Source organism: Paracoccus sigandri (genome assembly GCF_003709565.1).
Lineage (GTDB): Bacteria > Pseudomonadota > Alphaproteobacteria > Rhodobacterales > Rhodobacteraceae > Paracoccus > Paracoccus siganidrum.
This window is the reverse complement of record NZ_QNRC01000036.1, coordinates 21,503-33,656: the sequence shown is the minus strand read 5'-3', so window position 1 is coordinate 33,656 and position 12,154 is coordinate 21,503. Positions and strand designations below refer to the sequence as shown.

The 12,154-nt window shown below is 67.9% G+C and carries 9 protein-coding genes and 1 riboswitch; of the genes, 2 read left to right on the top strand and 7 right to left on the bottom strand.

Annotation, left to right across the window (positions count from 1 at the left end; translation table 11 throughout):
• Positions 1–641: AMP-binding protein (locus C9E82_RS20840; protein ID WP_147482379.1), on the bottom strand; the 641-nt coding region annotated here is incomplete at its 3' end.
• A gap of 356 nt (positions 642–997) precedes the next feature.
• Between C9E82_RS20840 and C9E82_RS20835 the strand changes: the two genes are divergently transcribed.
• Complete coding sequence (locus tag C9E82_RS20835; RefSeq protein ID WP_119898685.1) at positions 998–1,336, top strand: hypothetical protein; 339 nt, start codon at positions 998–1,000, stop codon at positions 1,334–1,336.
• A 97-nt stretch (positions 1,337–1,433) separates the two neighbouring features.
• On the opposite strand, the gene C9E82_RS20830 is transcribed toward C9E82_RS20835, so the two are convergent.
• The 4 genes from C9E82_RS20830 to C9E82_RS20815 all read right to left on the bottom strand — a co-directional run bounded on the left by C9E82_RS20830 (position 1,434) and on the right by C9E82_RS20815 (position 7,928).
• On the bottom strand, positions 1,434–2,405 hold the full coding sequence (locus C9E82_RS20830) for a siderophore-interacting protein (RefSeq protein ID WP_119898686.1): 972 nt from the start codon (positions 2,403–2,405) through the stop codon (positions 1,434–1,436).
• Between the two features lie 92 nt (positions 2,406–2,497).
• On the bottom strand, positions 2,498–4,834 hold the full coding sequence (locus C9E82_RS20825; protein WP_119898687.1) for a Tex family protein: 2,337 nt from the start codon (positions 4,832–4,834) through the stop codon (positions 2,498–2,500).
• Positions 4,835–4,923: 89 nt separating this feature from the next.
• Positions 4,924–6,741, bottom strand: a complete 1,818-nt coding sequence (gene thiC, locus C9E82_RS20820; RefSeq protein ID WP_119898688.1) for a phosphomethylpyrimidine synthase ThiC — start codon at positions 6,739–6,741, stop codon at positions 4,924–4,926.
• A gap of 100 nt (positions 6,742–6,841) precedes the next feature.
• A riboswitch (TPP riboswitch) is annotated at positions 6,842–6,976 on the bottom strand.
• Between the two features lie 25 nt (positions 6,977–7,001).
• On the bottom strand, positions 7,002–7,928 hold the full coding sequence (locus C9E82_RS20815; RefSeq protein WP_119898689.1) for a hydrogen peroxide-inducible genes activator: 927 nt from the start codon (positions 7,926–7,928) through the stop codon (positions 7,002–7,004).
• 176 nt (positions 7,929–8,104) lie between these two features.
• Here C9E82_RS20815 and katG point away from each other — a divergent pair, with 176 nt between their 5' ends.
• Entirely contained in the window at positions 8,105–10,279 is a 2,175-nt protein-coding gene (gene katG, locus C9E82_RS20810; protein WP_119898690.1) for a catalase/peroxidase HPI, read from the top strand.
• Between the two features lie 36 nt (positions 10,280–10,315).
• Here the strand turns inward: katG and C9E82_RS20805 are convergent, their stop codons facing one another.
• Both C9E82_RS20805 and C9E82_RS20800 read right to left on the bottom strand, forming a co-directional pair.
• Complete coding sequence (locus C9E82_RS20805) at positions 10,316–10,930, bottom strand: inner membrane-spanning protein YciB (protein ID WP_119898691.1); 615 nt, start codon at positions 10,928–10,930, stop codon at positions 10,316–10,318.
• A 112-nt stretch (positions 10,931–11,042) separates the two neighbouring features.
• Entirely contained in the window at positions 11,043–12,017 is a 975-nt protein-coding gene (locus C9E82_RS20800) for a DUF1223 domain-containing protein (protein ID WP_170162101.1), read from the bottom strand.
• Between the last annotated feature and the right edge of the window lie 137 nt (positions 12,018–12,154).

The following is a 12,154-nucleotide window of genomic DNA, read 5'->3' as shown; positions in this document are numbered from 1 at the left end:
TTGTCCGAGCAATGCAAGAGCGCCGCATCGGCATTCGACTTCAGCGCCGTCTTGCGCCCGCCGCGCGGCGCGGTATCGGCGGTGATCACCAGCTTGGCGCCGCAATCGTTGATCCGGTTGGCCAGCGCGTCCGGCGAAAACCCTGCGAAGACAATGGAATGGATCGCCCCGATCCGGGCGCAGGCCAGCATCGCATAGGCCGCCTCGGGGATCATCGGCAAATAGATCACCACCCGGTCGCCGCGCATCACGCCCTGCGACAACAGCACATTGGCGAAGCGGTTCACCTTTTCCGACAGTTCCGCATAGGTGATGTGCTGGGCGGGATCCTTCGGGTCGTCGGGCTCGAAGATGATCGCGGTCTGGTCGGCGCGTTCCGGCAGGTGCCGGTCCACGCAGTTGACGCAGGCGTTCAGCACCCCGTCCTCGTACCACCTGATCGAGACCTGCCCCAGCGTGAAATCGGTGTTCTTGACCTTGCCGTAAGGTTCGATCCAGTCCAGCCGCAGCCCCTCGCGGCCCCAGAACCCCTCGGGATCCGAAATCGATTCGGCATAGAGACGCGCATAACCCCCGGCATCCACATGCGCCTCTCCGAAACCCGAAGGAACACCACGTTTCTCAATGATTTCAACACTCATGGAAGATCCTCCTCGCAACCTTGCGCAGCGCATGAGCCAGCCGGACGATGACAGGCAAGCGACACGCGAAACGCCCCCAAGGAAATGTTAAGCACAAAGGGCATGATCGCGTAAACCCTTTTCATAAAAAGATAATTTTGTAAATTTATTCACATGTTTTGCAAATAATCAGTAAAGATATTTACAATGGGCGATCCGGCCACCCGCCGGCCCGCGTGAAAGAGGCGCGCCTTGCGGCAGGTCGCGGTGCGGGAAGCTGTCTGATCCCACGATGTGAGAGTGCGATCCGGCCCGCGCTCCATCGCGGGACGGGCCAGGCGATTGCCCGGCCGCCGGAATGGCTCTAGCCTCGGATCATGGTCAGCCCTTCGGCCGCTGCGCCGCTCCATAGCCTCCTGCTCGGCATCTATCTTGCCGCGACGACGCTTGTCGCGGTTCTGATCTGCCTTGCCTGGTTCATGTCTCCGCTGGGGTTGGGCTTCGCCGAATGGCCGGAGGATCCCGGACAGCGGCGGCTTGCCCTGCGCCTCTTCGAGATCAGCTATCATCTCGGGCTTCCGGTGCTGATCGTGACGCAGCTTGCCTCGGCCTGGCTGGCGGCAAGAGGCAGGCGCAAGCTCGCTTTCCTGCTGCCGGCCATGTCGATCGGCAGCTTCGGCATCCTGATCAAACTGTTCCTGGCGCAAATGGGCTAGAAGCCGCCTGCCCCTGCCCCGTCAATCCGGCCGGTTGCGCCGATCCGACATCAGCCGCGCCAGGCCGGGCCGCCATAAGCAAGACCGAAGAGGCGCCTCAGTCCCAATAGGCGGCGGCCATGAAATCGCGGCGGTCGAAGCCGCGTTCGGTCAGGCTGCGGCGGACGGCGCGGGCCTGGTCGGCGCGGGCGGCGAACCAGACGAAGACGCCCTTGCCGGGGGCCACGGCCTCCTGCGCGCCCAGCAGGTCGTCGGTCCGGGCGACGCGCGGGTCGGCGGCCAGCGGGCCCAGGTCGGCATAGCTGGCGCGGACTACCGCCGCGACCTCGCCGCGGGCCAGCTCCAGCATCCGCGCGATGGCCGGCAGCGCGGTCTCGTCGCCGAACAGCCACAGCATCTCGGCATCCGGGCACCAGCCGCCGCCGGGGCCGATGATGCCGACCTCCTGCCCCACCGGGTCGCCGTCGGCCCAGTCGCAGGTCGGACTGGCCTGGTGGCGGAAGATGTCGAAATCCAGCCAGTCCTGCTGCTGGTCGATCACCGTATAGACCGGGCGATGCAGCGCGTCCGGCCCCTCGGGCCAGACCGTGCGGCCATTGGCGGCGACGCGCGGCCAGATCGGCGCCCGGCCCGGCTGCGGCAGCAGCAGGCGGAAATGCAGGCTGGTCTCGCCGAAGCGCGGGGCATCCGGCCCCTGCAGCCGGACGCGCAGGAAGCCCGGCGTGCGCGGCGTGACCGAGACCACCCGCATCAGGGACAGGCCCGGCGCCAGCGCGCCCTCGTCCACGCGGTCCCATTGGACGGCCAGGCCCTCGGTCTCGAACAGCTCGGTCGCGCTGTCCTGAAGCGTGCCGATCAGCCGCGCCTCGGGGGCCATCAGCTCGATGCGGACCGCGTCATCCTCGGGGACCAGGCGCAGCTCGCTGCCCCAGACGAACAGGCTCAGCCGCTCGGGCGTCTCGATCAGCGGCACCTCCCACAGGGCGGCACGGGCCTTCAGCGCGGCGACGGCGGCCCCGGCGCGGGCGGGGATGATGCCGACCGAGCGATGGGTTCTGAGAACGGACATGGCAGGCTCCTTCCTGCTGCTGCGGGCATTCGCAGGCAGGACAGCTATACCAGATCATTTCTCTCAACAATAGCCGGGACGCGGCTGCGACATCATTTCCGCCGCATCGCGTCCATCAGCGCCGCCCCGAAAGAGCCGGGACCCTGATCGCCCCTCGGCGCGGGTTTGGGCCCTCTGCCGCCCTTGCCCTGCCCCTTGCCCGGCGACGGCGCGGGCCCGCGCGCGGACCTTTCCCCCGCGGCCGGGGCGCCGCCATCCTTGCGCATGGTCAGCCCGATCCGCTTGCGCGCCACGTCGACCTCGGTCACGCGCACCTTCACCACGTCGCCGACCTTCACCACCTCATTCGGGTCCTTGACGAAACGGTCGGCCAGCTGGCTGATATGGACCAGCCCGTCCTGATGCACGCCGATATCGACGAAGGCGCCGAAGGCCGCGACATTGGTGACGGTGCCTTCCAGCGACATGCCGGGGCGCAGGTCGCGGATGTCCTCGACCCCCTCGGCGAAGCTGGCGGTGACGAAGCTGGGACGCGGGTCGCGGCCGGGCTTTTCCAGTTCCGCCAGGATGTCGCGCACGGTGGGCAGGCCGAAATGCGCGTCCACGAACTGTTCCGCCCGCAGCCCCTTCAGCGCCCTCCCGTCGCCCATGATCGCGCGGATGTCGCGCCCGCAGGCGGCCACGATCCGGCGCGCGACGCCGTAGGCCTCGGGGTGGACCGAGGAGGCATCCAGCGGCTCGTCGCCGTCGCGGATGCGCAGGAAGCCCGCGCATTGCTCGAAGGCGCGCGGCCCCAGCCCCGCCACCTTCTTCAGCGCCGCGCGCGAGCGGAAGGCGCCCGAAGCGTCGCGATGGGCGACGATGTTCTGGGCCAGCGACGGCCCCAGCCCGGCCACATGGGCCAGCAGCGGCGCGGATGCCGTGTTCAGGTCGACGCCGACGGCGTTCACCGCATCCTCGACCACGGCTTCCAGCGTCTTCGCAAGCTGGCGCTGGTCCACGTCATGCTGATACTGGCCGACGCCGATCGATTCGGGCGGCACCTTGACCAGCTCCGCCAGCGGGTCCTGCAGACGCCGCGCGATGGAAACCGCGCCGCGCAAGCTGACGTCCAGGCCCGGAAATTCCTTCGCCGCCTGTTCCGAAGCCGAATAGACCGAGGCCCCCGCCTCGGACACGACCACCCGCGTCGGCGCCTTCACCTCCTTCGGCAGGCGCTTCAGCACATCGCCGACCAGCCGCTCGGTCTCGCGGCTGGCGGTGCCGTTGCCGATGGCGATCAGCTCGACCCCGTGGCGCGCAATCAGCGCCAGCAGCGTGGCCTCGGCCCCGCGCAGGTCGTTCTTGGGCTGGAAGGGATAGATCGTCGCGGTGTCCAGAAGCTTGCCGGTCGCGTCGACCACCGCCACCTTGACGCCGGTGCGGATGCCGGGATCCAATCCGATGGTCGCGCGCGGCCCGGCCGGCGCGGCCAGCAGCAGGTCCTTGAGATTGCGGCCGAAGACGCGGATCGCCTCGTCATGGGCGCGCTTGCGCAGCTCGGTCAGCAGGTCGATATACATGGTGTTCGACAGCCGGACGCGCCAGCACCAGCCGGCCACGCCGCGCAGCCACCTGTCGCCCGGCTGGTCCCCCAGCGGCCCCAGCGCCTGCGTCACGATCCCCTCGGCCCGCTGCGCGCCGGTCTCGGGCTCGGGCGAGATGTCGATGGTCACGATCTCCTCCTTCGCCGCCCGCAGGATCGCCAGGGCGCGGTGGGCGGGAATGTCGGCCCATTTCTCGCGATGGTCGAAATAGTCGCTGAACTTGGCGCCGGCCTCTTCCTTGCCGGCCACCAGCTTTGCCGCGATGAAGGCCTCGCGGCGCATGAAATCGCGCAAGTTCCCCAGCAGCGCGGCGTTTTCGGACAGTTCCTCGACCAGGATGTCGCGCGCGCCGTCCAGCGCCGCCTTGGCATCCGCCACCGCCTCGGTCACATGGCCCGCCGCCAGCGCGGCCGGATCGGCGGCGCGGTCGTCCTGGATGGCGCGCAACAGCGGCTCCAACCCGTTTTCGCGGGCGATCATCGCCTTGGTGCGGCGCTTGGGCTTGAAGGGCAGATAGATGTCCTCCAGCGCCGCCTTGGTCTCGGCCCCGGCGATGGCGCGGGCCAGGTCCTCGGTCAGCTTGCCCTGCTCGGTGATCGAGCCCAGGATCGCCGCCCGCCGCGCCTCCATCTCGCGCAAGTACGCCAGCCGGTCGGACAGTGTGCGCAGCTGCGTGTCGTCCAGCCCGCCGGTCACCTCCTTGCGGTAGCGGGCGACGAAGGGCACGGTCGCGCCGCCATCCAGCAATTCGGCGGCGGCACGGACCTGCGCGGGCGCGGCGTTGATCTCGGCCGCGATGGTGCGGGCGATGCGGTCAGCGGTGGCGGTGTCCTGTGCGGCCAAGGCGATCTCCTCTCGGGGCTGTCGGGAGGATCGTTCTAGCCGCAAGCGACGCTTCCGCCAAGCGCCCCCGCAAGCGTCGGGGACTGGCCTCAGTCGTCCCCTGCCGCGTCCGCGGGCATGTAGAGATCGCCCCCCGCGCGGTATTTCTGCGCCATCTCCTCCATGCCCTGCTGGGCACGGGCCTCGGCGCGGATGTCGTGGCTGATCTTCATGGAGCAGAATTTCGGCCCGCACATCGAACAGAAATGCGCCAGCTTGTGCGCCTCCTTGGGCAGGGTCTGGTCGTGGAAGCTGCGCGCGGTGTCGGGGTCCAGCGACAGGTTGAACTGATCCTCCCAGCGGAATTCGAAGCGCGCGCGGGACAGGGCGTCGTCGCGGATCTTCGCGGCCGGATGACCCTTGGCCAGGTCGGCGGCATGGGCGGCGATCTTGTAGGTGATGACGCCGGTTTTCACGTCGTCGCGGTCGGGCAGGCCCAGATGTTCCTTGGGGGTGACGTAGCACAGCATCGCCGTGCCGAACCAGCCGATCATCGCCGCGCCGATGGCGCTGGTGATATGGTCGTAGCCCGGCGCGATATCGGTGGTCAGCGGCCCCAGCGTGTAGAAGGGCGCGCCCTCGCAGGTGGCCAGCTGCTTGTCCATGTTCTCCTTGATCTTGTGCATCGGCACATGGCCGGGACCCTCGATCATCACCTGGCAATCCTTCTGCCAGGCGATTTGCGTCAGTTCCCCCAGCGTCTCCAGTTCCGCGAATTGCGCCGCGTCATTGGCATCGGCGATCGAGCCGGGCCGCAACCCGTCGCCCAGGCTGAAGCTGACGTCATAGGCGCGCATGATGTCGCAGATCTCGTCGAAATGTTCATACAGGAAGCTTTCGCGGTGGTGGTGCAGGCACCATTTCGCCATGATCGAACCGCCGCGGCTGACGATCCCGGTGACGCGGTTGGCGGTCAGCGGGATATAGGGCAGCCGCACGCCCGCGTGGATGGTGAAGTAATCCACGCCCTGCTCGGCCTGTTCGACCAGCGTGTCGCGGAACACCTCCCATGACAGGTCCTCGGCCACGCCGCCGACCTTCTCCAGCGCCTGATAGATCGGCACGGTGCCGATGGGCACGGGGCTGTTGCGGATGATCCAGTCGCGGATGTTGTGGATGTTGCGGCCGGTGGACAGGTCCATGACCGTGTCGGCGCCCCAGCGGTTCGCCCAGACCAGCTTCTCGACCTCTTCCTCCATGCTGGAGGTCACGGCCGAATTGCCGATATTGGCGTTGATCTTGACCAGAAAATTGCGGCCGATGATCATCGGCTCGATCTCGGGGTGGTTGATGTTCGCTGGGATGATCGCCCGGCCCGAGGCCACCTCGGCGCGGACGAATTCGGGGGTGACGTGATCGGGGATCGCGGCCCCCCAGTCATGGCCGTCGCGCAGCAGCTGTTCCTTCGCGGCGCGGCGGCCCAGGTTTTCGCGGATGGCGACGAATTCCATTTCCGGCGTGATAATGCCGGCGCGGGCATAGGCCATCTGCGTCACCGCCCGCCCGCCCGTTGCGCGCAGCGGCCGATACTGGCGCGGGAAGGCCGGGGTCAGGCGTTCACCCGTGGCGAAGCCGTTATCCTCGGGCTTCACGACGCGGCCGGCATAGCGTTCCACATCGCCGCGCGCCTCGGCCCAGCCCTCGCGCAGGCGCGGCAGGCCCTGGGCGATGTCGATGGCCGCATCGGGATCGGTATAGGGGCCCGAGGGATCATAGACCGTGACCGGCGGCTCCATCGCCGAGGGGTGCAGGTCGATCTCGCGCATGGGCACCTGCAGGTCGGGATGGATCCGGCCGGGGTGATGGACCTTGCGCGAGGCGGGAAGCGGTCCGGTGGTGATGGTCGGGACCGGAGCGTGTTTGTTCATGGCGTCCTCTCAAGCAGCGACTCGAAAAGACCCAAGTGATGGCAAGGGCAGAAAGGGACCGATCGCGGTCCGGTTGCGGCCGCCACGGCCCAAAGGACGACGCGGCGCCCCTCGGTCTTCCTACGCCAGTATCAACTGGGTCAGGTTCAAAGGGTCGCGTCACCGTGACAGCCCTTGCGGGATTGCCACCAATCAGCCTCTCAGTCCCTTGGGCGGGACTCCCCTGACAGCGCCGAGGGTTCCAGAGCCGGCCGGACTTGTCAAGCCGGCAGCGGCAGCGGGGCGTCGCCCCCGCGCTCATCCGCCACCGCTTCGCGCAGGATCCCGGCGATATGGACCAGCTGGCCGGACAGCGGGTTGGTCTTGCGCCAGACCATGCCGATGGTCCGCGAGGGGCGCGGCCGGGGCAGCCGGACGACCGAGACGCGGGCCGAGCGCGTCTCGATCGGGATCGCCATCTGCGGGATCAGCGTGACGCCGATCCCCGCGCCGACCATCTGCACCAGCGTGGACAGCGAACTGCCCTCCATCAGGTCGCGCGGCAGCGAGGACGACATCTTGCAGAAGGAAATCGCCTGGTCGCGGAAGCAATGCCCCTCTTCCAGCAAGAGCAGCCGCATCTCGCGCAGCTTCTCGGGCTCGGGGACGGGCTTGCCGGCGTCCTCCTCGGGGCGGACCAGCAGGAATTCCTCGTCGAACAGCGCATGTTCGCTGAGCGAGGGTTCGGACACCGGCAGCGCCACGACGGCGGTGTCCAGCCGCCCCTCCATCAGGTCCTCGATCAGCCGCTGCGTCACCGCCTCGCGCGGGCGCAGGTCCAGCCCCGGATAGCGCGCCGCCAGCCCCTTGATGATGCGCGGTAGCAGATAGGGCGCGACGGTCGGGATCACCCCGATCCGCAGCCGCCCGATCAGCGGGCTGTGCGAGGCGCGCGCCAGGTCGCCCAGCTCGTCCACGGCGCGCAAGATGTCGCGGGCGCGGGCCGCGAAGGCCTCGCCCAGGGCGGTCAGCCGGATCTGCCGCGTGCCGCGTTCGATCAGCGGCGCGCCCAGGATTTCCTCCAGCTCCTTCATCTGCAGGGACAGCGCCGGCTGGGAAATCGCGCAATCCTCGGCCGCGCGGCCGAAATGGCCGTGGCGGGCCAGGGCCTCGAAATAGCGCAGATGTTTCATCGAGAGTCGTCGCATTTGATTTGCATATCGTATGGATTAGAAAATGCAAATTTATCTTATGCGGATTGGCTGCTATCCCTGTCCGGGAAGGGGGTCGGAATCGCCTGGGGGATTCGCGCAAGCAAGGCCGCGCCGTCCCGCGGAAGGTTCGCCCCCCGCTCCTGAAACTGCAGCCATACCTGGAGAGCGACATGGATGGAAACGATATCGCCAGCACCGGCAAATGCCCGGTGATGCATGGCGGGATGACCGCGATGGGCAAATCGGTCATGGACTGGTGGCCGAACGCGCTGAACCTGGACATCCTGCACCAGCACGACACCAAGACCAACCCGCTGGGTAAGAACTTCAACTATCGCGAAGAGCTGAAGAAGCTGGATGTCGAGGCGCTGAAGGCCGACCTGCGCGCGCTGATGAACGACAGCCAGGACTGGTGGCCCGCCGACTGGGGCAGCTATGTCGGCATGTTCGCGCGGGTGGCCTGGCACGCGGCCGGCTCCTACCGCACCAGCGACGGCCGGGGCGGCGCCAATACCGGCAACCAGCGCTTCGCGCCGCTGAACAGCTGGCCCGACAACGTCAATACCGACAAGGGCCGCCGCCTGCTGTGGCCGATCAAGAAGAAATACGGCAACAAGATCAGCTGGGCCGACCTGATCGTGCTGGCGGGCACCATCGCCTATGAGACCGCCGGCCTGAAGACCTATGGCTTCGCCTTCGGCCGCGAGGATATCTGGCACCCCGAGAAGGACACCTATTGGGGCGACGAGAAGGAATGGCTGGCCCCCAGCGACGGCCGCTATGGCGATGTCGCCAATCCCGCGACGCTGGAAAACCCGCTGGCCGCCGTGCAGATGGGCCTTATCTACGTCAACCCCGAGGGCGTGAACGGCAAGTCCGACCCGCAGGCGACCGCGCTGCAGATGCGCGAGACCTTCGGCCGCATGGGCATGGATGACGAGGAAACCGTCGCGCTGACCGCCGGCGGCCACACCGTCGGCAAATGCCACGGCAACGGCAATGCCGCCGATCTCAGCCCCGATCCCGAGGCCGCCGGCCCCGAGTTCCAGGGCCTGGGCTGGTTCAACACCAAGGGCCGCGGCATCGGCCGCAATACCGTGGTCAGCGGCCTGGAAGGCGCCTGGACGACCAACCCGACGCAATGGGACAACGGCTTCTTCCAGATGCTGTTCAAGCATGAATGGACGCTGACCCACAGCCCGGCGGGCGCCTCGCAATGGCAGCCGATCAGCATCGCCGAGGAAGACAAGCCGGTCGATGTCGAGGATCCGTCCATCCGCCACATGCCGATGATGACCGATGCCGACATGGCGCTGAAGGTCGACCCGATCTATCGCGAGATCTCGCTGCGCTTCATGAACGACTTCGAGGCCTTCAGCGACGCCTTCGCCCGCGCCTGGTTCAAGCTGACCCATCGCGACATGGGCCCCAAGGCACGCTACCTGGGCCCGGACGTTCCGGCCGAGGACCTGGTCTGGCAGGACCCGATCCCCGCCGGCCGCAGCGATTACGACGTGGATGCGGTGAAGGCGAAGATCGCGGCCAGCGGGCTGTCGGCCAGCGACATGGTCGCCACCGCCTGGGACAGCGCGCGGACCTTCCGCGGCTCGGACATGCGCGGCGGCGCCAATGGCGCGCGCATCCGCCTGGCCCCGCAGAAGGACTGGGAGGGCAACGAGCCCCAGCGCCTGGCCCGCGTGCTGTCGGTGCTGGAGCCGATCGCGGCGGAAACCGGGGCCTCGGTCGCCGATGTCATCGTGCTGGCCGGCAACCTGGGCGTCGAGCAGGCCGCGAAGGCGGCAGGCTTCGACATCACCGTGCCCTTCGCGCCGGGCCGGGGCGATGCGACGGCGGAACAGACCGACGCCGACAGCTTCGCGGTGCTGGAGCCGCTGGCCGACGGCTATCGCAACTGGCTGAAGCAGGACTATGTCGTCAGCCCCGAGGAGCTGATGCTGGACCGCACCCAGCTTCTGGGCCTGACCGCGCCCGAGATGGTCGCGCTGATCGGCGGGATGCGGGCCATCGGCACCAATCACGGCGGCACGAAGCATGGCGTCTTCACCGACCGCGAAGGCCAGCTGACGACCGACTTCTTCGTCAACCTGACCGACATGGGCAATAGCTGGAACCCGGTGGGCGGCAATCTCTACGAGATCCGCGACCGCAAGTCCGGCGCCGTCAAGTGGACGGCGACCCGCGTCGACCTGGTCTTCGGCTCGAACTCGATCCTGCGGGCCTATGCCGAGGTCTATGCCCAGGACGACAGCCAGGGCAAGTTCGTGAACGACTTCGTCGCCGCCTGGACCAAGGTGATGAACGCCGATCGCTTCGACCTGGCCTGATCCGTCAAGACGGGCCCTTCCGCGACGCGGAGGGGCCTATTCCCCGTCCTGCGGTTCCTCTTGCGGCTTTTCCAGCGCATGTTCGCGGTACAGCCCGGCATTCGCCATCAGGAAGACGAACAGCAGCAGCGGCAGGCCGAAGGTCTTGAACCAGACCCAGCTGGATTCCGACATCAGCCGCCAGACCAGCTCGTTCGCGACCGCCAGCGCCAGAAACATCGCCATCATGCGGAAGGTCAGCTTGCGCCAGCCCGCATCGGTCATCGGCAGCGCCTCGGACAGCACCGCCCCCAGCCAGTTGCGGCGCGAGACCAGCGCCACGGCCAGGATCGCCGCGAACAGCAGGTAGATGATCGTCGGCTTCATCTTGAAGAAGCGCGGATCGTTCAGCCAGACCGACAGCCCGCCGAAGACCAGCACCAAGACCAGCGTCGCGATCTGCATCGGCGCCAGCTTGCCGGTCAGCCGCCACAGCACCAGGGTCGAGGCGACCAGCACCGGCACGAAGATCAGCGTGGCGAAGACGAAGGCGCCATAGTCGCGGCCCATGACGCTGACAGTATCGTCGCGAAACAGCATGAAGACCGCGAAGAACAGAATCACCGGCCCCAGCTCCAGCGCCGATTTCACCCAGGGTTTCGGTTGCTTCATCCGGTCCTTCCCGCCTTGTCCGCCAATCCTCTTGGACCCTGCTTGTCGCCGATCCCGGCCGCGCGGGCAAGCGCGCCCCGCGCCGTGGCGGTTCCGGCGGCGGGCCCGGCTGTCAGTCCAATACGATCGCTGCCAGGATCGAGCCCGGCAGATCGCCGCCCGGCTGGTCCTGCTGCACCAGGATCACATGCCGCGTGTCGTCGGGGAAACGGTCGTCCGAGACCTCGCCCGCGCGCACGTTCAGCCGCAGCGGCGCCGCGCCGTCCCATTTCGCCAGCCGCTCCATCGCCAGGACGACATTGGTATAGGTGATCGACCGCCCGTCATTCTCGCCGCCGCGCACCTCGACGCTGCGCTCGGGCAGGAAGCGGATCAGCGACACCTCGACCTCGCCGCCCAGGTCCGACAGCGGCATCAGCTCGATCAGGTCCGCATCCGCCTTCTTGCTGCGCTGCACGTTCAGCAGCGCGGGCGCCATCTGATGCGTCTCGATCAGGCCCTTGATCTGCGCGGGTCCGGGGGCGACGGCGGTATCGGTTCCCGCGACGATCAGCTGCGGGGTATAGACCGACCGCTCGCCCGCGACGCGGGCATAGGCTTCCTGCCGGGCGCTGAATTCCGGGCGGGCGAAACTGTCGGCCCAGCCCAGATAGTCCCAGTAATCCACATGGAAGGACAGCGGCAGCACCCCGCGCTGCCCGGCCAGCATCGACATCATCGCATCGGCCGGCGGGCAGGAGGAACAGCCCTGCGAGGTGAACAGCTCGACCACCACCGGCATCGCCGACAGCCCCAGCCCGTCCAGCGCCGGCGGCGGCATGTCGGTGGCCGCGAAGCTGTTGAACCCGGCCAGACCCTCGGCCGAGGAGGACAGATCGGTCGGCGGCGCCGCGCGCCCCGGCGCCGAGGGGGCCGAGATCACCGGCGCCCCTTCCCCGCCCTTCGCCGATGTCGCCCGGTCGCGGCCGCCGCCGCCGGCATCCCTTTCGGGACCGCCCGCGGCCTGCGCGCCCAGGCCGTCGGCGAGGGCGCAGACCGGCAGCGCCATCAGCGCCGCGCAGAGCAGCGCCGGCACCGGGAATCGCACCGGGAATCGCACCGGGAATCGCACCGGGAATCGCCAAGCCGGGATTCGTCTGTTCGTGGAGGTCAAACCGTTCATCTTGCCTCCTCCATAGCCAATCGCGCGCGAAAAGAACAAATCAAGGCTTCGTTAAACCTGCG